Annotated in this window: 20 protein-coding genes; 8 read left to right on the top strand and 12 right to left on the bottom strand. The window is 61.8% G+C overall.

Annotation, left to right across the window (positions count from 1 at the left end; translation table 11 throughout):
• Positions 1-5: 5 nt before the first annotated feature.
• From RQH14_RS04755 to RQH14_RS04745, 3 genes are read right to left on the bottom strand one after another with little or no spacing between them, the layout of a single operon-like run.
• Positions 6-1,382 carry an aspartate ammonia-lyase gene (locus tag RQH14_RS04755; RefSeq protein ID WP_311212192.1) on the bottom strand — a complete coding sequence of 459 codons (1,377 nt, stop codon included), beginning with the start codon at positions 1,380-1,382 and terminating at the stop codon, positions 6-8.
• A complete protein-coding gene (locus RQH14_RS04750) occupies positions 1,379-2,794 on the bottom strand; it encodes an aldehyde dehydrogenase family protein (RefSeq protein ID WP_311212191.1) in 1,416 nt (471 codons plus the stop codon). Before RQH14_RS04750 ends, RQH14_RS04755 begins: the two co-directional genes overlap by 4 nt.
• Positions 2,787-3,833 (bottom strand): homoserine dehydrogenase, encoded by a 1,047-nt coding sequence (locus tag RQH14_RS04745; RefSeq protein WP_311212190.1) that lies wholly within the window; start codon positions 3,831-3,833, stop codon positions 2,787-2,789. The genes RQH14_RS04750 and RQH14_RS04745 overlap by 8 nt, the downstream gene beginning before the upstream one ends.
• 158 nt (positions 3,834-3,991) lie before the next feature.
• On the opposite strand from RQH14_RS04745, the gene RQH14_RS04740 reads away from it, so the two are divergent.
• Positions 3,992-5,026 (top strand): AAA family ATPase, encoded by a 1,035-nt coding sequence (locus RQH14_RS04740; RefSeq protein ID WP_311212189.1) that lies wholly within the window; start codon positions 3,992-3,994, stop codon positions 5,024-5,026.
• Between the two features lie 95 nt (positions 5,027-5,121).
• On the opposite strand, the gene RQH14_RS04735 is transcribed toward RQH14_RS04740, so the two are convergent.
• Complete coding sequence (locus tag RQH14_RS04735; RefSeq protein WP_311212188.1) at positions 5,122-7,278, bottom strand: glycogen debranching N-terminal domain-containing protein; 2,157 nt, start codon at positions 7,276-7,278, stop codon at positions 5,122-5,124.
• Positions 7,279-7,558: 280 nt separating this feature from the next.
• On the opposite strand from RQH14_RS04735, the gene RQH14_RS04730 reads away from it, so the two are divergent.
• Entirely contained in the window at positions 7,559-7,915 is a 357-nt protein-coding gene (locus RQH14_RS04730) for a cupin domain-containing protein (RefSeq protein WP_311212187.1), read from the top strand.
• 80 nt (positions 7,916-7,995) lie between these two features.
• On the opposite strand, the gene RQH14_RS04725 is transcribed toward RQH14_RS04730, so the two are convergent.
• The 7 genes from RQH14_RS04725 to RQH14_RS04695 all read right to left on the bottom strand — a co-directional run bounded on the left by RQH14_RS04725 (position 7,996) and on the right by RQH14_RS04695 (position 15,301).
• Entirely contained in the window at positions 7,996-8,688 is a 693-nt protein-coding gene (locus tag RQH14_RS04725; protein WP_311212186.1) for a GntR family transcriptional regulator, read from the bottom strand.
• A gap of 38 nt (positions 8,689-8,726) precedes the next feature.
• On the bottom strand, positions 8,727-10,181 hold the full coding sequence (locus RQH14_RS04720; protein ID WP_311212185.1) for an NAD-dependent succinate-semialdehyde dehydrogenase: 1,455 nt from the start codon (positions 10,179-10,181) through the stop codon (positions 8,727-8,729).
• 25 nt (positions 10,182-10,206) lie between these two features.
• A complete protein-coding gene (locus RQH14_RS04715; RefSeq protein WP_311212184.1) occupies positions 10,207-11,460 on the bottom strand; it encodes an aspartate aminotransferase family protein in 1,254 nt (417 codons plus the stop codon).
• A gap of 79 nt (positions 11,461-11,539) precedes the next feature.
• Complete coding sequence (gene solA, locus RQH14_RS04710) at positions 11,540-12,673, bottom strand: N-methyl-L-tryptophan oxidase (RefSeq protein WP_311212183.1); 1,134 nt, start codon at positions 12,671-12,673, stop codon at positions 11,540-11,542.
• Positions 12,674-12,675: 2 nt separating this feature from the next.
• On the bottom strand, positions 12,676-13,443 hold the full coding sequence (locus RQH14_RS04705; RefSeq protein ID WP_311212182.1) for an amino acid ABC transporter ATP-binding protein: 768 nt from the start codon (positions 13,441-13,443) through the stop codon (positions 12,676-12,678).
• Complete coding sequence (locus tag RQH14_RS04700) at positions 13,440-14,336, bottom strand: amino acid ABC transporter permease (protein ID WP_311212181.1); 897 nt, start codon at positions 14,334-14,336, stop codon at positions 13,440-13,442. Before RQH14_RS04700 ends, RQH14_RS04705 begins: the two co-directional genes overlap by 4 nt.
• Positions 14,337-14,380: 44 nt before the next feature.
• Positions 14,381-15,301: an ABC transporter substrate-binding protein gene (locus RQH14_RS04695; protein WP_311212180.1), complete on the bottom strand. Its 921-nt coding sequence runs from the start codon at positions 15,299-15,301 to the stop codon at positions 14,381-14,383.
• A gap of 344 nt (positions 15,302-15,645) precedes the next feature.
• Here RQH14_RS04695 and RQH14_RS04690 point away from each other — a divergent pair, with 344 nt between their 5' ends.
• From RQH14_RS04690 to RQH14_RS04670, 5 genes are read left to right on the top strand one after another with little or no spacing between them, the layout of a single operon-like run.
• Entirely contained in the window at positions 15,646-16,320 is a 675-nt protein-coding gene (locus RQH14_RS04690; protein WP_311212179.1) for a haloacid dehalogenase type II, read from the top strand.
• Between the two features lie 27 nt (positions 16,321-16,347).
• On the top strand, positions 16,348-17,625 hold the full coding sequence (locus RQH14_RS04685; protein ID WP_311212178.1) for an FAD-binding oxidoreductase: 1,278 nt from the start codon (positions 16,348-16,350) through the stop codon (positions 17,623-17,625).
• 14 nt (positions 17,626-17,639) lie between these two features.
• A complete protein-coding gene (locus RQH14_RS04680; protein WP_311212177.1) occupies positions 17,640-19,190 on the top strand; it encodes an aldehyde dehydrogenase family protein in 1,551 nt (516 codons plus the stop codon).
• Positions 19,187-20,302 carry a tartrate dehydrogenase gene (locus RQH14_RS04675; protein ID WP_311212176.1) on the top strand — a complete coding sequence of 372 codons (1,116 nt, stop codon included), beginning with the start codon at positions 19,187-19,189 and terminating at the stop codon, positions 20,300-20,302. The genes RQH14_RS04680 and RQH14_RS04675 overlap by 4 nt, the downstream gene beginning before the upstream one ends.
• 2 nt (positions 20,303-20,304) lie before the next feature.
• Positions 20,305-21,294 carry a D-2-hydroxyacid dehydrogenase gene (locus RQH14_RS04670; protein WP_311212175.1) on the top strand — a complete coding sequence of 330 codons (990 nt, stop codon included), beginning with the start codon at positions 20,305-20,307 and terminating at the stop codon, positions 21,292-21,294.
• Here the strand turns inward: RQH14_RS04670 and RQH14_RS04665 are convergent.
• Positions 21,291-22,313 carry a DUF808 domain-containing protein gene (locus tag RQH14_RS04665; RefSeq protein WP_311212174.1) on the bottom strand — a complete coding sequence of 341 codons (1,023 nt, stop codon included), beginning with the start codon at positions 22,311-22,313 and terminating at the stop codon, positions 21,291-21,293. The two genes, RQH14_RS04670 and RQH14_RS04665, sit on opposite strands and share 4 nt — an antisense overlap.
• Before the next feature lie 498 nt (positions 22,314-22,811).
• Here RQH14_RS04665 and RQH14_RS04660 point away from each other — a divergent pair, with 498 nt between their 5' ends.
• On the top strand, positions 22,812-23,882 hold the full coding sequence (locus RQH14_RS04660; RefSeq protein WP_311212173.1) for a LacI family DNA-binding transcriptional regulator: 1,071 nt from the start codon (positions 22,812-22,814) through the stop codon (positions 23,880-23,882).
• Positions 23,883-23,900 lie beyond the last annotated feature (18 nt).

Below are 23,900 nucleotides of genomic sequence, written 5' to 3'. Positions count from 1 at the left end.
CCGTCTCAGGCCATCATCAGGGCCTCGGCTTGTTCGGCCAACAGCAGACCTTCACCCACAGCGATATCGAGGACGCTCTGTCCGGACACAAGAGCCTTGTGGGCGATGTCGGCAGCAACGGCGTAGCCCAGCAGCGGAAGCAACGCTGTGGCTTGTGCTGTGGAGGCCCGTGCCCGGGACCGCAGCAAGGCCTCGTTCGCTTCGATGGCTTCAACGCAAAGGTCCCGCAGAACATCTGTCCCGTTGGTCAGCCAGCTCAGTGATTGCAGCAGGGCGTGAGCGATGACCGGTTCAAAGGCGTTGAGTTGAAGCTGCCCATTGTCTGCGGCCATGGTGACGGTGAGGTCGGCCCCGGCCACGAAGAAGGCTATCTGGTTGACGACCTCCGGAATCACTGGGTTGACCTTGCCGGGCATGATGGAGGAGCCCGCCTGCCGCGGAGGCAAGCGGATCTCGGCCAGCCCTGTTTGGGGACCGCTGGAAAGCAGCCGCAGGTCGCTGCAGATCTTGGAGAGCTTGATGGCGGTGCGTTTGAGCGCTCCGGAGAACGTCATGAACGCACCGGTGTCCCAGGTTGCTTCGACGAAATCGTGGGCGCGGACCAGTTGCACTCCGCTCACCGCTGAGAGCTTGTCGATGATGCGCTCAACATACAAAGGGTCGGCCGTGATGCCCGTTCCGATCGCCGTGGCGCCCAGGCTGCACTCGAGCAATAGGGCAGCCGCCTCGCGCAGACGCCGTTGGTCTTCCTCGAATGTCACGGAGAACGCGGTGAACTCCTGGCCGAGGGTCATCGGCACGGCGTCCTGCAATTGCGTGCGTCCAACCTTGGGGATGGCTGCGAAGGCCTGGCCCCGTTCGGCGAACGCTGCCGAAAGGAGGGCCAGGCGTTCCAGCAAGTCCTCCAGTGCGAACACCAGGGCCAGGCGCACCGCCGTCGGGTAGACGTCATTGGTGGACTGGCATTTGTTGACGTGCCCGATCGGATCCACTACGTCGTAGGAGCCGCGGGGGTGCCCCAGGGCTTCCAGCGCGAGGTTGGCGATGACCTCGTTGGCGTTCATGTTGGTGGATGTTCCAGCGCCGCCTTGGATGACGTCCACGGGAAATGCGTGGTCAACGTCGCCGGAGGCCACAGTTTCGCAGGCCAAAGCAATGGCTTCGCCAATCTCGGCGGGGATCAGGCCCAGCTCGGTGTTGGTCAGCGCTGCGGCCTTCTTCACGAACGCGAGAGCGCGGACAAGGTGCCGGTGGGTTCCCAGTTGGATGCCGCTGATGGGGAAATTGAGGATGGCCCGTTCGGTGTGGATTCCCCACAGGGCGGATTTCGGGACAGCCATGGAGCCGAGGCTGTCGTGCTCGATTCTTAGTCCTGTGGTCATGAAGTAATCGCGATGACTTTGGGCTGGGTCATTTCCTCGTAGGCGAAGTGGACGCCTTCGCGGCCCATGCTGCCGTACTTGGAACCGCCGAAGGGCATGGCGTCGTGGCGGTAGTCGGAGGAATCGTTGATCATCACGCCGCCTGCGTCGATCGCTTTGGCGGTGGCCAGGGCCCGGCCCAGGTCCTTGGTGAAAACCCCTGCCTGCAGGGCGTATTCGCTGTCGTTGGCCAGTTCGATGGCTTCCTCGGCGGTGTCGAAAGGTTCCACCAAAACTACGGGGGCGAACAGTTCCTCGCTCCAGGCTTCGCAGTTCCGGGGGACTCCGGTGAGAACAGCGGGTGTGAGGACCGGCCCGTTCAGGGTTCCGCCCGTGAGGAGTTGAGCCCCGGCGGCCACAGCCTCATCGATCTTCCGTTTCGCTTCGGCGGCGGAGGCATTGCTGATCATGGGCCCGACGTCGGTTTGTTCGCTGCGCGGGTCCCCGGTTTTCAGTGCAGCGGTTTGCGCGACGAAGGCCTGAACGAAGGCGTCAAAGACTGATCGGTGGACAAGGATGCGCTGGGCACCGATGCAGTTCTGCCCGGCGGCCCAGAAAGAGCCCGAGACGCAGGCTTCGACGGCGGCTGGAAGGTCCGCGTCGTCGAAGACGATAACGGGCGCATTGCCGCCAAGTTCCATGGACAGGCGCTTGAGGCCGGCGTTCGCAGCGATCGCCCGGCCGGTGGCGAAGCCCCCGGTGAAGGAGACCATGCGGACCAGCCTGGAGGAAATGATCGTTTGGGCGATCGTGCGGTCGCCCAGGACAACAGTGACGAACTCCGCGGGCAGTCCGGCCTCACGCAGCAGATCCACCAGGAGGATAGCCGTCAACGGTGTCAGCTGCGAGGGCTTCAGGATCACTGTGTTCCCGCCGGCGATCGCCGGTCCGAGCTTGTGCGCCACCAAGTTCAATGCGTCGTTGTACGGGGTGATCGCGGCGATGAGTCCCAACGGTTCACGGGTAAACCATCCCTGACGGTTCTCAGAACCGGCGAACGAGTCAAACGGGACCACTTCGCCAACGTTCCGGCGGGTTTCCGCCGCAGAGAGCTTGAGGGTGTTCACTGCACGGGAAACTTCCTTGCGGGCCTGCTTGATGGTCTTGCCGGCTTCGGCGACGATCAGCTCAGCTACCTTCTGGGAACGCTCCTGCAGAAGATCGGCGGCGGTGTCCAGGATCCGGCCGCGCTCATGCCGGGGCATGGCGGCCGCTGCCGGAGCGGCCGCAGCCGCGCGGATAAGTTCTACGCGGACGTCAGCGTCGGAGCACTGGTCCAGTGTGGCCAGGACGGTGCCGTCAAACTTGTTGCGCACCACCAGATCCTGGGTTGCCACCGGCGAGTAGGCTTCTGCAATCGCTGTTTCAGGCACGGACGGCTCCTTTGACGAATTCGTCGACGGCAATGATGTCGGAAATGAGGGCGTAAGCAGTCTCGACGCGACCAGCACCCGGGCCGGAAACTGTGACAGCCCCGAGCAAGTCGGTGGTGAAGGAGACGGCGTTGGTGGCACCGGAAATCCCGGCCAGCGGGTGGTCAGCCGGAAGGGCGATGGGCTGGACAGATGCGGTGATGCGGCCATCGCTTTCGCGGCGGGCTTCGCCGATCAGCTTCCAGCGGAGGTCGTTTGCCAAGGCCTGGGCGACGTCGTCACTGGTGATGTCCTGAATGCCCGTAGTTTCCACGTCAGTGGGGTGGATGTTTGCGCCGAGAAGTTCGTTGGCCAAAATGGCAACCTTGAGCCGAACGTCCGAACCGCCAATGTCAGCGGTGGGGTCAGCTTCGGCGTAGCCGAGGTCCTGGGCTTCGGCAATGGCCTCGTCCAGGCGCAGACCGGCTTCCATCCGGCCCAGCACGTAGTTGCTGGTTCCGTTCAGGATCCCCTGTATGCCATTGAGTCCCAGGCCCCCAAGCATCTTGTGGGCCAGACGGATCACGGGCGTACCGCTCATGACGGCGCCTTCATACTCAAAGCGGACGCCGTTGTTTGCAGCGAGCTTGCTCAATGACGTGCCCTGCAGAGCCACGGGTCCCTTGTTGGTGGTGACCACGTGCTTGCCCGATTCGATAGCCCACTTCACGTGGGAGACGGCTGGTTCGCCGTCGACCGGGCTGGTGAAGGTGGCTTCGACGACGATGTCGGCGGGGCTGTTCTTGATGACCTCTTCGTTGCGGGGGTCGTGGCTGCCGCCCGGCAGCCCGTCGAAAGAAGACCCGCGAGGCATGGCCAAAACAGCGGCAAGATCAATCCCATCGCCCTGGACCAGCGAGCCAAAGGCGAGGTCGGTGATGGCTACGACGCGAAGCTCGAAGCCGAGGGAAGCGAAGCGCTGCGGTTCATCGCGGATCAGTTCTGCCAAGGCGCGGTTAACGCCTCCGAAACCGATCAGGGCCAGGTTGTAAGTAGTCACGGGATCTCCTTGGGTAGGGCGGTGATGCTGTTCTCTAAGCCTCAGTCCTTGGAGTGTCAGTTACCTATGTACGAATCGCTCGTCGGAGATGCCGAAACGCCCAATTGCGGGCAGTTTGATCCGTGGCCGCTTCAGATCGCGAGTACTACAGTGGATGTATGGCTGCAGGCCGCAATCCGCTCGATGAGCTGAGGGAAACCATTGGCCATCTGGCCAATCAACTCAAGCTGCCAGGTTCAGAACGCGTTGACGACCTTGTGGGTGATTTCATCGGTGCCCGGCCCGGTCCGGCACGGCCGTTGTCCGAGGTCCAGGCCGAGCTTGATGCGCTGGTCGGACTGGAGACCGTGAAGGAACAGGTCAGGGCCTTGGTGGCATTGCTTCAGGTCCAGGCACGTCGCAAAGCCCACGGACTGCCGGAGGTGGCCACATCCCAGCATCTTGTGTTTCTCGGAAACCCGGGCACGGGCAAGACCACCGTGGCGCGGCTCCTGGCAGAGATGTACCGTGCGGTGGGCCTGCTGCAGAAAGGACACCTGGTCGAGGTGGACCGTTCCGGCCTGGTAGGGCAGTACGTTGGGGCAACGGCCATCAAGACGGACCGGGTGATCCGGCGGGCGCTGGACGGCGTCCTGTTCATCGACGAGGCCTACGCGCTGGCCCCGGAGGACGGCCGGATGGACTTCGGCCCCGAGGCTATCGAGATCCTGCTCAAACGGATGGAGGACCACCGCCACCGTTTGGTGGTGATCGTGGCCGGTTACCCGCGCCTCATGGAATCCTTCCTGCTCTCAAACCCCGGGCTGCGGTCCCGTTTCGCCCGCGAGATCACCTTCCCCGACTACTCCGTGGACGAACTCGAGACGATATTCCAGCAGATGCTGGCCCAACACGAGTACACGCTGGAGCCAGGCGCGGATCAGATGTTGCGGCGCATCCTGGCCGGGCTTCACGCGGGCGAAGACTCCGGGAACGCCCGTTTCGCCCGCACCCTGTTTGAGCAGTCACTTAATCGCCAGGCACTGCGGCTGACGCGCGGCGACGAACAGAGTCTCGACGCACTCGACCGTGAAGCGGTCATCACGCTCACCGAGGATGACATCGTTGAGGCGGCTCTTGCCCTGGGCCAGGAGCCGCAGCCGGAACCTGCTCCGGAACCGGAGCCTTCACGCTGGTGGCGCTGGTTCGCCTGACGGCTCGTGCCGACAGAGCTGCGTCGATCCGGTGGTTGGCACCACTGCCCAGACCGGGTGGTGGTCATCAGGTCGACCTCCGTGCTTCACGCGTCCTAGCCCTTTTTGCGAAGCCCTGCCTGTTCGACGAGTTCGGTCAGCCACGGCCGGTGTCCCTGATGGAACACCATCCCATCCGGCAGTCCCTGCACGGTGGGGACCGAATCGGCAATGTCGATGGTCACCCTGCCGCCCGCCATGGGCGCGTTGGTGATGTGCAAGTCGCCGTAAGAGGCCGGCAGCTGGGGATCCATCCAGAATCCGCCGTGGGACACATGGGCGTCGTACCTCATGAGGCTCGTGATCAGCTGGATGGGTGAGGTGGCAGCCCAGGCTTGGGGTGAACAGGCTGTGGGGTAGGGCACGGGTTCGCTGTACTGCTCCCGGCTGAATCCACAGAACAGCTCGGGGAGGCGGCCTTCGGAGTGGTCGGCGGCATCGAGCAGGGCTGTAGCGATCCGTTGAGCTTCCTCTACGAATCCGTAGCGCATCAGCCCCGCCGCGATGACAGCGTTGTCGTGCGGCCAGACGGATCCGTTGTGGTAGCTGGCGGGGTTGTAGGCGCCCATGTCGGTTGCCAGCGTGCGCACGCCCCAGCCACTGAACATCTCAGGTGACATCAGCCGTTCTGCCACGAGCGGCGCCTTGTCCTCGTCCACTAGGCCGACCCAGAGGCAGTGCCCCATGTTGGAGGCGCACGCGTCCACCTGCTGCTTATTGCCGTCCAGCGCAATCGCGTAGTAGCCCCGGTCCGGCATCCAAAATTGTTCGTTGAAACGTGCTTTCAACCGGGCCGCGCGATCGGCGAGTTCGCGCGCCAACGGTGCGTCTCCGGCGTCGTACGCCATCCACGCCCGGGCCATGTACGCGTCATAGACGTATGCCTGGACCTCGCACAGCGCGATCGGCGGCTTGGCGAGCCGTCCGTCCGCGAAGTTGATCCCGTCCCATGAATCCTTCCACCCTTGGTTGATCAGCCCGCGATCATTGAGTCGCTCGTATTCGATGAAACCATCGCCGTCCCTGTCCCCGTAGTCCCGGATCCATTCGAGGGCACGGTCTGCGTGGGGGAGCAGGGCGGCGATGGTGTCCTTGGCGAAACCCCAGCGGCTCACCGAACCCAGCACCACCACAAACAGGGGAGTGGCATCGATGCTGCCGTAGTAGATGGACTTCCCGCCCAGGGCCAGGCTGCTGGAGACATCCAACCGGACCTCATGCAGGATCTTTCCCGGTTCTTCCTCAGTCGCAGGGTCAACCACCCTGCCCTGCCGCTCAGCCAAGGTTTGCAACGTTCCCAAGGCCAATGAGGGATCAACCGGCATGGCCATTTCCGACGCCCACAACGAGTCCCGACCAAACAGCGTCATGAACCACGGGGCTCCTGCGGCCACAACCACTCTTTCCGGGTGGGCAGGGTCCTCGATTCGAAGGGCCCCGAGATCGTCATAACTCCGCCGGAGTGTCCTTTCGATCGAGCGGTTACCCATCTGCAGAACGGGAATTTTGGCCACCCATTCCTGCCGGCGTCGATCGCTTCGGGACAGTTCGCCGACGGCGGGACGCACTACGGACCCTGCCAAAACCGCCCCTTCAGATCCGGGCGTGACGGTGAGTTCGGCGCTCCAGGAGCCTCGCGCCGGGATGGTTGTCCGGTAGCTGAAACCGTCACGGTCCGCTTCAGGGATGTCGGAACTTACGACGACGGACTTCCGGACGTCCTGCCAACGGGCGCGGATTGTCAGTGTGGTGGCATCGGCCTCGCGGCTTACCTCCCACTGCGTCTGCACGCGCGCTTCCTTCACTTCGAAGACATCAGCGAAGTCAGAACCTACGCTGATCGCGATGAGGCAATCTGCCGGCTTCGTAGAATAGTTGCGCACGGTGATGTGTTCCACCATGCCAACGCCCAACTCCCGGGTGCGTTCCACGATCAACGGGGTGTCCGCGTATCCATCGGACATGGTGATACGTCCGGCGAAGCCTGCCCTGTAGGGTTCCTTCGTTTGGGCTGTCAGGGGTTCCACAGACTGCCCGTTGACCGTCAGGCCCCACGCGGAGAGTATCCGGGTGTCCTGGAAGAACAGGCCGTGCGGATGATCCGGAGTGATATCACCGCTGGGCTGCGAGATACAGAACGAGGTTCCCTCCACCAAGGTCACTGTCCCGGCGCCCAGAGGGCCGGCGGCGGTATCGGCATTCCATCCGGCCATTTTCCGGGCTCCTTTGGCGGTCCTGCTGCGTCCTCGCTGTCCTGCTGCATCCCTAGAGTGACGCTACTCTTGCCAGGCGATGCGGGCCAGACCATAGAGGGACGCCTAACGGCTCAATTTCCGCCCACCCGGTTCTACCGGGTTGTCCCTCCTGTGTCCACACCGTGACCATTTCCACTCAAAGCTATCGTCGATTGTTGACAATTGTTAGGATGGGGCATGTGCTCTTCCAAAGACGGCGGGCACATTTACACGGGTCTGAGACCCAGAAGGAGCAGCAATGGTCAAGGCCACTGTCATGAAAAATGCCAACACCCAGAACCCCGGCGAACACCTTCCAAAGCCCACATCAAGCACTCCCGGTCAGACGGAAGTGTCACTCCGCCTGTGGGCCCGGGAAGGACTAAAGACCGGTATCTGGGAGGCGACCCCCGGTGTGTCCACGAGTACCAGGCCCGGCTATGACGAGATTTGCCAGATCCTCAGTGGCTCAGCGACCATCACCGAGGAAGATGGAACCAGCTTCGACGTCGGCCCCGGCTCGTTGTTCGTTACGCCGGCCGGCTGGACGGGAACGTGGACCATCCACGAAACACTGCGGAAGATGTGGGTAGTGGCCGACCTTCCCAAGGTCTAACAGCGAAGGTCCCATAGATGAAAGGAAGGGCCCGGTTCAGTGAACCGGGCCCTTCCTTTGATGCGGATAATCGATGAGGCCTAGGCGATTATTCCCGTTACTTCAGGCTTGGAGGTGAGGTCCTCCACGGCCTTGTGCATGTGGCGTTTGATGGCGTCCTGAAGGCCGCTCCGGTCACGTGCTTCGAGCAGGTCCAGAATCATCTGGTGTTCCTGCACCAGTGCATCGATACGCGGATAAGCCACTTCCAGGCTGAGGATACACATCCTGGATTCGGCAGCAAGGGTCTCGTAGATCCGGATCAGGCGCGTGTTTCCGGTTCCGGACACAAACGCCGTGTGGAACTGCATATCCAGCCGGGCGATAGCCTGCCAGTCCGAAGCTGCAACCTGCTTGGCCATACCTCGGATGATGCCCTTGAGTTCCCTGCACGTATCAGCAACCTGATCCGGCTCGGAATCCAGAAGTGTGCTGGCGGCAGCCAATTCCACTGCCTCGCGGACGGCATAGATCTCCCTGACGTCCTCTGTGGAGAGCTCCAGTACGAAGACGCCCCGGTTGCGCTTGCTCACCAGGATGCCCTCCTGGCACAGCCGCTGCAGTGCTTCGCGGAGCGGGCCCCTGGACGTGCTGAGCTGACTGGCCAGTGCGGATTCGTTGACTTGCTGTCCAGGCCTGAAGGCTCCCTGGACAATAAGCTCCCGCAATTGGTCAGCGATCAGCTGCGCCGTGGGCCGGCCCTCCAGAACGAACATTCCCTCCGGTGCCGCCATTGACATCCCCTCATTCCATGCTCGGCAAGTTGAATCTATTAGACCGCTACTGCGGTGTACTTGTATTCCAAAAACTCTTCAATCCCAATTTTGCCGCCTTCGCGGCCCAACCCTGACTGCTTGACCCCGCCGAACGGAGCGGCGGGATTGGACACCAGGCCCGTGTTCAGTCCGACCATGCCAACTTCCAGGTCAGCCGAGAACCGCAATGCCTTTTCCATGCTCTCGGTGAACACGTACCCCACAAGGCCCCACTCAGTGTCATTGGCCAGGCGGAGGACTTCGTCTTCGCTGTCGAACGCCGTGATGGCAGCTACTGGGCCGAAGATTTCCGTGGACATCAACGCGGCGTTGGTAGGCACATCCATCAAAACGGTGGGGGAGTAGAAGTAGCCCGGCCCTTCCGGACGGCTTCCGCCGGTGAGGATGCGCGCGCCCTTGGAAACGGCATCTGCAACAAGGCTTTCGACCTTTTCCAGGCCCTTCTGCTCAATGAGGGGTCCGACGTCGGTCCCTGCCGAAGCGCCATTGCCCACCTGCAATTCTGACATCTTTTTGGAGAACTTCTCGCCAAACTCTTCCACCACGGAACGGTGGACGAAGAAGCGGTTGGCTGCCGTGCACGCCTCTCCCATGTTCCGCATCTTTGCTTTCATGGCTCCATCTACAGCCTTCTCAATGTCTGCATCCGCGAGGACGATGAAGGGGGCGTTGCCGCCCAGCTCCATGGAGGACCGCATGACGTTGTCCGCAGCCTGCCGCAGGAGAACCTTACCCACCTCGGTAGAACCGGTGAAGCTGATCTTGCGGGCGATCCCGCTGTCCGTCCAGGTCCGGACCACGCCGGAAGCGCTCGACGTCGTCACAACGTTCAGCACGCCGTCGGGAAGTCCTGCTTCCTTGAAAATCGCCACGAGCGCCAACGACGTGAGGGGCGTCAGCTCCGCCGGCTTGAACACCATGGTGCAACCGGCAGCCACTGCCGGCGCGATCTTCCGCGCGCCCATGGCGAGCGGAAAGTTCCACGGCGTCACCAGCACGGAAGGCCCAACGGGTTCCTTGGTAATAAGGATGCGCGTGTTGCCGTCCACGGAGGAGGCGTTGTCGCCACCGATCCTTACTGCCTCTTCGGAGAACCAGCGGAGCATCTCGGCGCCATAAGCCACTTCGCCCCTTGCTTCGGCGAGGGGTTTGCCCATCTCGGCAGTCATGATTGCTGCCAATCGATCTGTATTGGCGATGACGAGGTCGAAGGCGCGGCGGAGAATGTCTGCGCGCTCACGGGGAGTGGACTTCCCCCACGTTGCCTGTGCGCGTCCTGCAGCTTCGATGGCCAAGGCTGCATCTTCAGGGGTGCCATCGGCGACATGCGCAATGACATCGTTCGTGGCGGGATTCTCCACAGCAAAAGTGGCGCCGTTTGCAGCCTTCTGCCACACGCCGTTGATGAATAGATCGGTCTGCAGTGTTGCGGGGTCAAAGGAGGTGGTCATGATGGCTCTTTCAGTGGTCGTCAGGTTAGGAGGTGGCCGCTTTGAGTGCTTGCGTGAACCTGGTCAGGCCGGCTTGGATTTCGTCGCTTGTGACGTTCAACGCGGGGATGAGGCGGATGACGTTCCCGTGCGGCCCACAGGTGAGGAGCAGGAGCTCTTCCTTGATGGCGGCCTGTTGGACAGCCAAAGCAGTGGTTGCGTCCGGGGCCTTGTCAGCGGCTGTGAACTCGACGCCCTGCATCAGGCCCCGGCCCCGCACATTGCCAATTCCGGCGAACTCGGTTTGCAGCGCCTCCAGGCCAGTCCGCAGTTCGTCGCCGCGAAGAAGCGCGTTTTCCACGAGGTTTTCGCGCTGGATGACGCCAAGAGTGGCGACGCCGGCGGCTGCGGCCACAGCGTTTCCCCCATACGTTCCCCCTTGGGAGCCAGGCCAGGCTTTGCCCATCAGCTCTGCTGAGGCGGCGATTGCCGAGATGGGGAAGCCGCTGGCGAGGCCCTTGGCGGTAATGACGACGTCGGGCGTGATTCCGGCCCAGTCGTGACCCCAGAATTTACCGGTGCGGCCTACCCCGGCCTGGACCTCATCAAGAATCAGCACTATGCCGTGTTGATCTGCTCGTTCACGCAGGCCTTGGAGGAAGGCCACGGGGGTGGGGATGTATCCGCCGTCACCAAGCACTGGTTCGATGATGAAGCCGGCAGTGTCGCTGGGGGCGCTGATGGTCAGCAGGAGGTGGTCCAGTTCCTTCAGGGCGAAGTCGACGGCGCTAGCTTCGTCCCAGCCGTACCGGTACCAGTGCGGGAACGGGGCGACATGAACCCCACCCATGATGGGGGAGAACCCGGATCGGAACTTGGTGCCGGCCGTCGTCAGGGATGCCGCGGCGACGGTCCGGCCGTGGAACCCTCCCTGGAAGGAGATGATGTTGGGACGGCCGGTGGCCATACGCGCCAGGCGGATGGAGGCCTCAACAGCTTCGGAGCCTGACGTGGCGTAAAAGACGCTGTCCAAACCCTGTGGCAATACGGTGCCCAAGAGTTCGGTGAGTTCCAACAGCGGCTTGTGCATCACCGTGGTGTATTGGGCGTGGACAATCTTGCCCACCTGTTCACGGGCTGCGGCCACAACATCGGGGTGGCAGTGACCGGTGCTGGTCACACCTATCCCGGTAGTGAAATCGAGGTATTTCTTGCCGTCGGTCGCGTGGATCCAGCTGCCGGCCGCGTGGTCGACAACCACAGGGGTGGCTTGCTTCAGGATAGGGCTAAGTGTTGCCATGGCTTCATACTTTCTTAGGAACTGTAGATTGTCAACAATACGCGATCGATAGGGTATTCCCCCGCCGAGGCGGAACTCTTCAGGTCTCTTGGAACCTCTGTGGCCGAAGGAAGTCCAAGCCGTCAAACCAGCGCTTGCCAAGTGCTTCGCTGGCTGCAATTTCCCCGTAACCGGAAGCCATCTTGAAACCGGCTCCCGAGAACCCCGTCGCGGAGTAAATCCGGCTGGACTCGCCGAGGAAGCCCATCAACGGCTGCGAGTCCGAGGTGAAGAGGTCCGGGAAGGCATCCGAGCGTACGATGCTTGGGACCAGGCCAGGGAAGAACTCCGAAACTGTCTCCGTGGTTTCAGCAATCTCTGCAGGTGTTAGATCCCGGGGCACTGAGTCGGCGGCGGGAGTTGGTGCTCCACGACCATCAAGCGTGGCTTTGACGGTGACGCCATCCACTGCCGGTGCACCGTACATAGAGCTATCGCCGGAAATCCTGATGAAGATCGGAAATTTCTCCGGTGAGAATTGTTCTGCGTCACGGGCGACGAACCATGACAGGAAGATCCTCTTGGTTTCGGTGTGAGCCCTGAGGTATTCAGGCATGAGCTGCTTGGACCAAGCGCCCGAGGCGACGATGGCTCGTTCGAAGGTCCAGGATTTTGTCCCCGACGTGATAACGACGCCGTCGTCGGTTTCAGTGATGGTATCGATCGGCGTGTTGCTGTAGATGGTTGCGCCGTTGGCCTCGGCTGCGGTGATGGCGGCGGTGATGGCGCGGTCCGTTCGCAGGGCGCCGGCCTTGGGGTCGTAGACGGCCATGTCGTCGGCACGCAGATTGTGTTGCGGGTAGCGGGTGGCCATTTCCTCACGGCTGAGGATCTCGTGGACGGCTCCGGTGATTCGTGTGGTCTCAAGCAAGCTCTGGAGGTATGGTCCGTCGGTGGTGCCGATGGAGAGTCCGCCACAGCGAGTGAGGATGTCTTGCCCGGTCTCCGCTTCGAGTTCGGCCCAGAGTTCGCGGGAGCGGCTCAGGATGGGGTAGTAGGCAGGGTTGCCGCGGTAAACCATCCGGAAGAGCCGGGTGTCTCCGCCGGCGGCACTTCGTGCGTGTGCAGGGGAGTGCGCTTCAAATCCCACGACGGAATCGGTGAGTCGGGAGGCTTGCCAGAGGGCCATGCTGCCGATGCTGCCCAGGCCGATGATTGCGAGTTTTCCGTCCATGATCAGAGGACCTGCTTGAGGAAGGATTGGGTGCGGGGTTCCTTGGGGTTGGTGAGGACTTCGCGGGCGTCGCCGCGTTCTACGACGTTGCCTTCGTCCATGAAGATCAGGGAGTCGGCAACTTCGCGGGCGAAGCCCATTTCGTGGGTGACGACCACCATGGTCATGCCTTTTTTGGCGAGGTCTTGCATGACGGCCAGGACTTCGCCGACTTTTTCGGGGTCCAGGGCGGAGGTGGGTTCGTCGAAGAGGATGATTTCGGGGTTCATGGCCAGGGACCGGGCGATGGCGACGCGTTGCTGTTGTCCGCCGGAGAGTTCGGCGGGGTAACGGTCGCCGAAAGCGCCGAGGCCGACGCTGGTGAGCAGTTCCTGGGCTTGCTTGGCTGATTGTTTTTTGTCGGCGCGTTTGACAAGGACAGGGCCGGCCATGACGTTCTCGCGGGCGGTCATGTTGGGAAAGAGATTGAACGACTGGAACACCATGCCCACGCGGGTGCGCTGTTGGGCCAGTTTTTTCGGTGGGAGGGCGTGGTAGGCGGTGTCGGTTTCGTAGTAGCCGAAGTCTTCGCCGTTGACTTTCAGGATGCCCGAATCGACGGTTTCGAGGCCGTTGATGCAGCGCAGCAGGGTGGACTTGCCGGAGCCGGAGGGGCCAATAATGCAGCAGATTTCTCCGCTGGCGATTTCAAGGTCGACATCTTTGAGGACTGTTTTGGGTCCGAAGGATTTCCGGATTTTTTGGGCCTGGATGGTGCCGTCAGCGTTCATCGTGCTATCCCTTCCGGTGCGGTGAGTGTCACTTTGCGGGCTTTGCGGGGGACCCGGGCGGAGGTGTGTGAGTACTTTTGCTCGAGTTTGGACTGGGGGTAGCTCAGCAGCATGGTCATCACGAGGTACCAGAGGCTGGCGACGATCAGCAGCGGGATGGTTTCGTAGGTTCGGGCGTAGATCAATTGGGCGCTTTGGAGCAGTTCTGCTACGCCCAGGACGCTGACCAGGGAGGTGCCCTTGAACATGCCGATGACCTGGTTGCCGGTGGCCGGGATGATGGACGGCATGGCCTGGGGGATGATGACCTTGCGCATTTTCATGGCCCCGCTCATGCCCAGGGAATCGGCCGCTTCGATTTGGCCTTTGCCGACCGAGGAGAATCCGCCGCGGATGATTTCGGCCATGTACGCGGCTTCGTTCAGGGTCAGGCCGATCAGGGCGGCGGTGATCGGACCCATCAGGGCGTTGGTGTCGATCGCGGTGCCAATATCGGTGAACGGGATACCGATGCTCAGGTTCGGGTAGAGGGCCGAGAGGTTGAACCAGAAGATCAGTTGGACCAGGACCGGGGTGCCGCGGAAGATCGTGATGTAGACCCCGGCGAGGGCGGCGATGGGTTTGATGGTGGAAGCCCGCATGATGGCCAGGCCCAGTCCGAGGAGGGTGCCCAGGGCCATGCTCGCCACGGTGAGGAAAATGGTGAGCATCAGCCCGCGCAGGATGGATTCGTGGGTGAAGTACTTCGCTACGACATCCCACTTGAAGTTCGGGTTGGTCGCGACCGAACTGAGGACGCCGATGCCGACCAGGATGCACACGACCCAGGAAGCGTACTCAAACGTGCTGCGCCGCTTCAACCGCGGCTTCAGCGCCGAATCCAACCCGCTCATCGCTTTACTTCTTTCCATAGTCACTTGCTTCATAGGAGCGCCCACTAGTTCAGCTTGGCGTCAGTGATGGCTCCGGATTCCAGCCCCCAGTTGTCGAGGGACTCTTTATACTCCGGGGTCTGAAGGACGGACTGGAGGGCTGCCTGGAAGGCCGGGACCAGCGGTGAACCCTTCTTCAGGCCGATGGCCGTCAGGTCGCTGGAACCGACGTCGACCCGACCGACGAGGACGAAGGAGCCCGGCTGCTGCTTCTCGGCCCATCCGAGTGCGGTGGTGTCATACAGAATGCCGTCGATGCGCTTGGAGTGCAGCTGGGTGAGCGCGTCCTGGACGTTGGGCAGCGTCACACCGTTGATGGCCGGCTGTCCCTTTGACGTGCAGGTCTGCTCGCTCAGCGCGGGGAGGCGCTTGAGCTGGCCCGTTGATCCCTGGGTTACGGCGATGTTCTTGCCGCACAGGGTCTCTACCGTGAGGTTGAGCGGGTTGCCGGCGGCCACAGCCACAGAGTTGCCGGCCTTGAAGTAATCGATCATGTCCAGGACTTTCAGTCGTTCTTCAGTCTTGGACATGGTGGTGGCGGTGAAGTCGAAGCGACCGCCATCGAGCCCGGGAACAATCGTGTCGAACTTCGTGTCCACGAACTTCAGCTTCAGGTCAAGCTTCCTTGCAATGAGCCTGGCAATGTCCGGGTTGAGGCCAATCGCAGTTGTGTTGTCTTCAGCCAGGAACGTGGTGGGCGGGTAGTGAAGGTCCATGGCGACCGTCAGCTCGCCTTTGTCCTTGATGGCCTGTGGCAAGAGGGCCACGGCAGCTGAATCGGGCTGCACGCCTTCGGATATGTCTGTGGTGTCGGCAGTCTTGCTGCTGTCCGCGGAGTCGCTGTTGGCGGCGCCTCCACAGGCGGTCAGCGCCATCAGAACGGCAAGTCCAGCAGCGGCGGTCTGCGCCTTGGTTCGGATCTTCATAGTAGTTCCCTTCGAGGGAGTCGGGCGGTGGGGAGGGGGAAGTCTTGAGTTGAAATGTGATCCGGATCTCTCCGTCATCTAGTGCAATGCAACCCCCTCAACAGTAGATTGTCAACAATTTACAGAAAACTTTTTTGACCCCGCTCACTCAGTTGAGAATCATTCTGGATGTACGCCGAAACTGTTGACAATTGACAATTTGGCGTCCTAGAGTCGAAGCAATGGTCGAGCAGCTTCCCGGCCCGCCCTGCAGGACATTGCGGTGCAGCCCCATCGAATCCGGCACCTTCACATACGGCCGGACCGCCCCCATCCCCAGACACCTGACAAGAAACGGAATCGACATGGCAGAGACAAACTTCCGGCCGAAGTACATCTCCTTTGATATCTACGGCACCCTGATCAACTTCGACATAGATCCCACCACCCGGCGTCTGCTGGATGGACGTATCTCTGAAGAACAGTGGCCCACGTTCAAGAAGCAGTTTCGCGGATACCGCTTTGACGAAGTCCTCGGTGACTACAAGCCATACGAGCGGATCCTCCAGGACTCTTTTGACCGCGTGTGCAAGCGCTGGGGGATCGGACCTACCGAAGGCGCCGGCGCAGCTTTCGCTGACGCAGTCCGCGGCTGGGTTGCCCATGAGGACGTGCCGGCCCCGCTGAAGCTGATGGGTGACAATTACCAGCTCGTGGCTCTGTCCAATGCGGACACCAGCTTTCTGGACATCAGCATTCCCAAGCTCGGCGCCAACTTCCACTCCGTCTTCACTGCCGAGCAAGCCCAGGCGTACAAGCCGCGCTACCAGGCCTTCGAGTACATGCTGGACACCCTGAACGCCAAGCCTGAAGACTTCCTGCACATCTCCTCACACACCCGCTACGACATGCATCCCATGCACGACATGGGCTTCCGGAACCTCTGGATGCTGGACCGCGGCTACGACCCCATCGGTCATGGCTACGACCTCAGCACTGCGAAATCCCTGGACGAGATCAACAAGCACCTCGGACTCTAGAACGACTACGAGGCGAAAGGCCACCCCGTGAAACTTGTTCCCTACTGGCTTGATACTGCAGAGCCATCCGGCGATTACCGCCGAACACCGGTCCCGGAAAATGTTGATGTTGCGATCATCGGCGCGGGCTTTACGGGGCTGTCCGCGGCCCTTGAATTTGCCAAGCAAGGAGCCAGCGTGGCTGTCTTCGAGCGACACACTGTTGGCTGGGGTGCGTCGGGCCGTAACGGGGGAATGGCTACCACTGGTTTGGCCATTGGTTTCAGTACCGCAGTCAAACGCTACGGGGCGCCCCGCGCGGTTGAGATGTTCCGCGAGTACAACGACGCCATCGAAACCATCGAGAAGCTCGTCCACGACAACGGCATCGACTGCGACTTCAAGCGCTTCGGCAAGCTTTCGCTCGCGTTCCACAAGTCACACTACGATGGCTTCCTGAAGTCCCAGGAGCTGCTTGCGAACCTTGTGGATCACCACGTAAAAGTCATCCCGAAGGCAGAGATCCACAGCGAAATCGGGACGGACTTCTATCAGGGGGCCATGATGGATCCCCTGGGTGCAGGCCTGCATGTGGGCAAGTTCGTTCACGGGCTGGCGAAGGTGGCCGCCGACCACGGCGCAGATATCTGCGAAAACGCAAGTGTCACGGAGCTGAACAAGGTTTCTGGTACGGTGCACGACGTCCACACCACCCGGGGCATTACCCGTGCAAAGCAGGTCCTGGTGGCCACGAGCGGCTACACGGGCAACGTCACCCCGTGGCTGCAGCGCCGTGTGATTCCGGTAGGCAGCTTCATCATCTGCACTGAGCCACTGTCCGAAGAGGTGGTCAACCGCATTCTTCCCAACAGGCGCCAAGCATCTGACAGCAAGATGCTCACCTACTACTTCCGCATTACCCCGGACAACAGACTGCTGTTCGGTGGGCGCGCCCGCTTCGCGCTGTCCAGCCCGGATTCGGACGTCAAAAGTGCAGAGATCCTGCACAAGGCAATGACCGAACTTTTCCCCTATCTGTCCAAGGCCAAAGTGGACTACATCTGGGGTGGCCTTGTGGACCTTTCCATGGACCAGATGGTGCACGCCGGCGTTCATGACGGGCTGTTCTATTCGCTCTGCTACAGCGGCCATGGCGTACAGATGGCCGCCCATATGGGCAAGAAGATGGCCCACTACATGGCCGGAGATAAGCAGGCGAATGTGTGGGAAGACCTGAAGAACCCGCCTGTGCCCGGCCACTTCGGCCCGCCGTGGTTCCTGCCTTTCATTGGTGGAGCCGCGAAGATCATCGACCGCATCAAATAGGCAGGGCAGGACCCATGAGTTCATCGACCAAAGTCGCTCAAGCGCGCCCAAAAACACGGCAGGAGACCGCCTACAGGCGGGCAAGTATCGCCGCCCTGCCCGGCGGTGCTTTCCTGGAGGGCCGTTGGGAGACGGCTGACAGGATCCTTGAGGTCCGGGATCCCGAAGACGGCGTTCTTCTGGGGACAGTGTGTTCCTCCACTCCACAGGATGTACGGCGGGCGGTTGCCTTCATTTATCGCCATCTACAAGAATTTGATTGGACTCTCCGGGAACGGCGGGAGGCCTTGGACCGTGCTGCGGTGTTGCTCGCGGAGCAAGGCGGGCGGTTCGCGGAGATCATTGCCGCGGAAAGCAGCAAGACCATTACCGAGGCTGAGCGTGAAGTGCGCCGGTGCATCGAGACGTTGCGACTATCCGCTGCTGCGTCCAGCGAACTTGTCGGAGAGACTCTGGCGTTTGACGACAGTGTCGCCGGGGCCAATAAGATCGGCTGGTACATCCGCAAACCCGTGGGCATTATCGCGGCCATCACCCCCTTCAATGATCCGCTCAATCTTGTAGCGCATAAGCTGGGCCCGGCGTTGATCGGAGGCAACGGCGTCGTACTTAAACCCTCAGGACGCACACCGCTGACCGGGCTTGCCTTCATCGAACTGTTGTTGGAGGCGGGCGTTCCTGCCGGTCGACTTGCCGCCATCGTTTCGGGACCGGGTGTTTCGGAGGCGATCGTGACCGACCCAAAGGTTGATCTCATCTCGTTCACGGGCGGACCGAATACTGCCGACCGTATCGCTGCCGCCGCGGGAGCGAAGAAGATCCTCTCTGAACTCGGCGGCAACAACGCAACAATCGTCTGCGCAGACGCTGACGCCAAGGCCGCCGCCCAGGCGATAGTTGCCGGCGCATTCGGAGTGGCAGGGCAAAATTGCCTGTCGGTGCAGAGGGTCTACGTTCACATCTCACTGTTCGATCATGTCCTCGAAGAGGTGGTCGTTGGGACCCGGGCGCTTCGCGTCGGGGCCAAGTTCGATCGCTCCACTGACGTCGGACCCTTGATCAGCGAGGCTGAGGCCCGCCGCGTGGAGGAATGGGTGGACGAGGCCAAGGCACTTGGCGGGACCGTCCACGTGGGTGGGCAACGCCACGGCGCGTTCTACCAGCCGACCGTACTCACGGACGTGCCCGCAGATGCGCTGGTCATCCGCGAGGAAGTGTTTGGCCCGGTGGTCAGCCTCATGCCGTTCATCCAGGTCAGCGATGCCATCCTGGCCGCCAACGACTCCGATTACGGGCTGCAGGCCGGTGTCTTCACGGAGTCGATCGAGCTGGCCCTGGCCATAGCCGACAAGCTGCACGTGGGTGCCGTGGTGATCAATGAGACCAGCGATGTCCGGATCGATTCCATGCCCTTCGGCGGGTTCAAGAAGTCCGGCGTGGGCCGCGAAGGCGTCAAGCACGCGGTACGCGAGATGACCGAACCCAAAAGCACCATCATCAAATTGGCCGAGCCGGCCACACGCTGGCAGCAGCTCAATGCCACCTCAGAACGGAATGCATCATGACGACCCACAAAATCGCAGTTATCGCGGGCGACGGAATCGGCAAGGAAGTTGTTCCCGCCGCCATCGAATGCCTCGAACGGATCGCGCAACTCCACACCATCAACCTCGAGTTCACCCACTTCGGCTGGGGCTCGGACTACTACGGAGAGCACGGGCGAATGATGCCGCTGGACGGGCTGGAACAGCTGGCGCAGCATGATGCCATCTTCCTGGGTGCAGTCGGCTCCCCGGAGGTTCCGGACGCCGAATCCCTCTGGGGACTCTTGATCCCCATCCGGCGGGAGTTCCAGCAGTACATCAACCTGCGTCCGGTGAAAACGCTCGACGGCGTCAAATCACCACTGGAGAACAAGGCACCAATCGATATTCTCATCGTGCGTGAAAACAACGAAGGGGAGTACTCGGAGGTCGGCGGCCGCGCCTACCGCGGGCTGCCCCATGAGACAGCCGTCCAAGAGACCATTTTCACCCGCCTGGGGGTATCGCGGGCCGCTCACTATGCCGCTTCGCTCGCCTCATCCCGAAAAGGTCACCTGACATCGGCAACCAAGAGCAACGGCATCATCCACACCATGCCGTTCTGGGACGAAGTAGTGGAAGAAACCACCCGCCTCTACCCTGACGTGACGCTGACCAGCGAACTGGTTGACGCGCTGGCTGCCCACTTGGTTTTGAAGCCCTGGACCTTCGACGTCATTGTCGCCTCAAACCTGCTGGGCGACATTCTCTCCGACTTGGGCAGCTCCGTCACCGGTTCCATCGGCGTAGCCCCCAGCGCCAACCTCAATCCGGATGGTGACTTCCCGTCCCTCTTCGAGCCGGTCCACGGGTCAGCCCCGGACATCGCGGGCAAGGGGCTGGCAAACCCGGTTGGCCAGATGTGGTCAGGGGCAATGATGCTCCAGCACCTGGGCCACCCGGAAGCGGCCGGGCACCTGCAATTGGCCTTCGAGTCAGTGTTGCGGGAGGGCCTGGGCACCCGCGACGTTGGAGGACCCTCGTCCACTTCGGAGTTCACTGCCGCCGTCCTGGCTGCCATCGACGTCGTGGCGGCCGTCGGCCGGTCGGAAGCCGTCGAAGCAGCGAAGCCAGCGGCAGCAGCGGCGTCGTAAACATGAAGACCGCCAACGCTCAACGGCCTATAGTTGCTGTCCTGTACCGGGAGGCCCTGCCGCCCCGATTAGACGAGATCGAAGAGCTGGCCGACGTCCGCCTCACCACGGCAGAGGGCCTGGCTGTTGCAATGAACGGCGCGGATGTGCTGTATCAATGGCACTCCTTCTCACCTGCACTGCGCGAGAACTGGGCCGCAGCCTCGACGCTGAAATGGGTCCACGTTTCAGCGGCCGGCGTCAGCCAGCTCCTGTTCGATGAACTGATCAACAGCGACGTCGCCTACACGAACTCGCGCGGTGTCCTCAGCCGCGCAATAGCGGAGTTCGCGCTGGGGTTTGTCCTGGATATTGCGAAGGATTCGCAGGGTTCGTTGAAGCTTCAGCAGGGCGGGCGCTGGCAGCATCGGGTCACCCGCAAGGTCCAAGGCCAGCGTGCGCTGGTAGTAGGAACGGGCTCCATAGGGCGGGAAATTGCGGCATTGTTCAGTGCCGTTGGCCTACGGGTCAGCGGTGCTGGGCGCAGCAGCCGGCCCGGGCATGGGTGCTTTGAAGAGATCCACTCTTCGCAACGCCTGGCCCTGGTTGTCCGCGACTTTGACTACGTTGTGCTGGCAGCCCCGCTGACCGACGACACCAGGCACTTGGTGGACGAGGACGTCCTTTCAGCCATGCGGCCCACGGCCCACCTCATCAACGTGGGGCGCGGGGAACTGGTGGACACAGACGCTTTGGTGGACGCGCTCGGCTCGGGATCAATAGCCGGCGCGGCACTCGACGTGGTCCACCCTGAACCCCTGCCCGCGGAACATCCGCTATGGAGCATGGACAACGTCATCCTCACCCCTCACATGAGCGGCGACACCGAAGACTACCTCGACGATCTGGGAAAGCTGTTCGTGGCAAACCTCCAACGGTTCAGCCGGGGTCAACCACTGCATAACGTCGTGGACAAAAAACTCGGGTTCGTTCCCGCTCCTTCAGCCCCCTAGGACACCGGACCGTCATGCCCTTCAGCGGGCCTGTGACCGGAGATCGCGGCGCGGATATCGCCTTCTTCGTGCCCGTCCTTCTTCTTGCCGAACGGCAGCACCTTGAGCAGCGGGTGCAGGATGACCATGATGACCAGGCCCCAGATGGCGCCAAGAATGGCCGAGCACAGCGTGTTGACCAGCCAGGCAAGGAAGCCACCTACAGCGGGGATTCCGGCAAAGGGCGTCTCGAGGACATGAACCAGGTCATACGGGCCGTGCCAGCCGAGGTCGTGTGCCCCTTGCAACATGATGTGGCCACCAACCCAGAGCATGGCGATGGTCCCGATGAGGGTGATTGCGGCCAGAACGGCGGGCATTCCCTTGACGAGAAGCCGGCCGAAGCGCTGGGAGCCCGCGGAGTCCTTGGTGGTCAGGTGCAGGCCGATGTCGTCCATTTTGACGATCAGTCCAACGGCGCCATACACGATGACCGTGATAGCGATCGCTACGACGACGAGGATGAGCGCCCGGACCCAGAGGGACTCAGTGGCTACCTCGTTCATGGCGATCACCATGATTTCGCAGGACAGGATGAAGTCGGTGGTGATGGCTCCCTTGGTGACCTTGGCCTCGGCTTCAGGGCCGCGCTGGACAGCAGGTGTCTTCTCGGCAGCAGCATGGCCCCGGAGTTTGTGCCAGACCTTCTCGGCGCCCTCGTAGCAGAGGTAGGAACCGCCGAGCATGAGGATGAACGGAATGATTCCCGGGATGAAGGCGCTGACGAGCAGCAGCGCCGGCAGGATGATCACCAGTTTGTTGCGCAGTGAGCCCCAGAAGATCTTTTTGATCATGGGCAGTTCGCGGGATGGGTCAGCTCCGGACACGTACTGCGGGGTGACAGCGGCGTCGTCGATCACGACGCCGGCAGCTTTGGCCCCGGCCTTGGCTGCTCCCGCTGCGATGTCGTCCACTGAGGCAGCCGCGATGCGGGCCAGAGCAGCAATGTCATCCAGCAGGGCGACGAGACCGCCGCTCACAGAGCTGCTCCATCCTGCTCAAGAGCGGATGGGTGGGCATGGAAAGCTGGTACGAGGAGCATGAAAGGCATGCTCGGATTATACGTTGGCTGGTAAAACCGGGGGTGGGCGTGACGCGCCTTAACTGCGACATTGCCACGTGAAATTAACCTGGCTTTGCCCTCCCTGTATCGCCGCGGGTGCGCCACCTATGCTGGCTTCATGTCAACTGATGAAGAGAAGGATCCGCCCGTACCTGCCGACCTTGAGGGCAAGAGGCCGAGAAAGGTCCACGATGCGCCACGTCAAGACGAACATGAAACAAGCAAGGAAAAGCCTGACGACAATTAGTCCCCCGGGGCCTCAATGGAGTGTTGACAGACTCGAAGTAACGCGGGTAACCTAAGTCACATGCCCACTTAGTAACGCGCGTTACCAGCGCTGCCTTACCAGGCAGGTCAGTCAGACAAAGAAGGTCTGGCGCAACACTCAGAACACCGAAGGACACCGGAGCATTCGATGGCGAAAAGCACCACCCCCGGCAACACCGCAGCTGTCCGGCAGCGCGGAGTCACCATGAAAGACGTCGCCGACCACGCCGGTGTTTCCCGGACTGCTGTTTCCTTTGTGCTGAGCAACCGCGAAAATGCCAGCATCTCCGAGGAAACCCGCACCCGGATCAACGATGCCGTACTGGAATTGGGCTACCGCCCCAATGCCGGTGCCCGTGCGCTGGCATCACAGCGCACGGACTGGTACGGAATCGTGACGGAGATCGTCACGGCACCCTTCGCCGTTGACATCATCAAGGGCGCGCAGGACCAGGCCTGGCTTGACCGCCGGTTCCTGCTCATCGCGCCATCGGACCAAGCGGATGCCGTAGGACCCAACCAGGGCCTGGAGGATGCTGCCATCGAAAAACTGTTGGAGCAACGGGTGGAAGGACTTCTCTACGCAGCCACTTTTCACCGGGGCGTCCGGGTTCCGGTGAGCGCCAACGAAGTACCCACCGTCTTGATCAACTGCTTCGACGCTGACGGAAAGCTGCCCTCGATCGTCCCCGACGAGCGTGGGGGCGGCCGCGTCGCCGTCGAGCGTTTGCTTCAAGCCGGCCACACGCGGATCGGAGTCATCAATCTTGACCCGGTTATTCCTGCTGCAGTGGGGCGGTTGGCGGGTGCACGCGAAGCACTCGCCGCCGCCGGACTGGAGCTCAACCCCGAACTGGTGGTGTCCGGATACGCAACGGCGGATGGCGGCTACGATGCCGCGTGCCGGATTCTGGACCGTTATCCACCCAAGGACAGGCCAACTGCGCTGTTCTGCCTCAATGACCGTATGGCGATGGGCGCTTATGACGCCATCAAGGAACGGGGCCTGACCATCCCCGGGGACATCGCTGTGATCGGCTTCGACAACCAGGAACTGATTGCGGCCTACCTCAGGCCAAAACTGACCACGGTTGCGTTGCCTTTCGAAAAAATGGGCGCCCTGGGCGTCCAAACGCTAGCCGCTCTTACAGCAGGACAGCCGATCATTGCCGACCAGCAATTGGTCGGCTGTCCGCTGCTAGAACGCTCTTCGGTCTGACCGCGAAATCAACGTCGA

The organism is Arthrobacter sp. WCS2018Hpa-7, assembly GCF_031843805.1.
In the GTDB taxonomy this organism is placed as follows: domain Bacteria; phylum Actinomycetota; class Actinomycetes; order Actinomycetales; family Micrococcaceae; genus Arthrobacter.
The sequence above is the reverse complement of the archived record's forward strand: the minus strand, read 5'-3'. Positions and strand labels throughout refer to the sequence as shown.

Coding starts and splice junctions, on each gene's coding strand:
- RQH14_RS04755 (WP_311212192.1), bottom strand. CDS start 1,382: ATGACCACAGGACTAAGAATCGAGCACGACAGCCTCGGCTCCATGGCT.
- RQH14_RS04740 (WP_311212189.1), top strand. CDS start 3,992: ATGGCTGCAGGCCGCAATCCGCTCGATGAGCTGAGGGAAACCATTGGC.
- RQH14_RS04735 (WP_311212188.1), bottom strand. CDS start 7,278: ATGGCCGGATGGAATGCCGATACCGCCGCCGGCCCTCTGGGCGCCGGG.
- RQH14_RS04730 (WP_311212187.1), top strand. CDS start 7,559: ATGGTCAAGGCCACTGTCATGAAAAATGCCAACACCCAGAACCCCGGC.
- RQH14_RS04725 (WP_311212186.1), bottom strand. CDS start 8,688: ATGGCGGCACCGGAGGGAATGTTCGTTCTGGAGGGCCGGCCCACGGCG.
- RQH14_RS04720 (WP_311212185.1), bottom strand. CDS start 10,181: ATGACCACCTCCTTTGACCCCGCAACACTGCAGACCGATCTATTCATC.
- RQH14_RS04715 (WP_311212184.1), bottom strand. CDS start 11,460: ATGGCAACACTTAGCCCTATCCTGAAGCAAGCCACCCCTGTGGTTGTC.
- solA (WP_311212183.1), bottom strand. CDS start 12,673: ATGGACGGAAAACTCGCAATCATCGGCCTGGGCAGCATCGGCAGCATG.
- RQH14_RS04705 (WP_311212182.1), bottom strand. CDS start 13,443: ATGAACGCTGACGGCACCATCCAGGCCCAAAAAATCCGGAAATCCTTC.
- RQH14_RS04700 (WP_311212181.1), bottom strand. CDS start 14,336: ATGAGCGGGTTGGATTCGGCGCTGAAGCCGCGGTTGAAGCGGCGCAGC.
- RQH14_RS04695 (WP_311212180.1), bottom strand. CDS start 15,301: ATGAAGATCCGAACCAAGGCGCAGACCGCCGCTGCTGGACTTGCCGTT.
- RQH14_RS04690 (WP_311212179.1), top strand. CDS start 15,646: ATGGCAGAGACAAACTTCCGGCCGAAGTACATCTCCTTTGATATCTAC.
- RQH14_RS04680 (WP_311212177.1), top strand. CDS start 17,640: ATGAGTTCATCGACCAAAGTCGCTCAAGCGCGCCCAAAAACACGGCAG.
- RQH14_RS04675 (WP_311212176.1), top strand. CDS start 19,187: ATGACGACCCACAAAATCGCAGTTATCGCGGGCGACGGAATCGGCAAG.
- RQH14_RS04670 (WP_311212175.1), top strand. CDS start 20,305: ATGAAGACCGCCAACGCTCAACGGCCTATAGTTGCTGTCCTGTACCGG.
- RQH14_RS04660 (WP_311212173.1), top strand. CDS start 22,812: ATGGCGAAAAGCACCACCCCCGGCAACACCGCAGCTGTCCGGCAGCGC.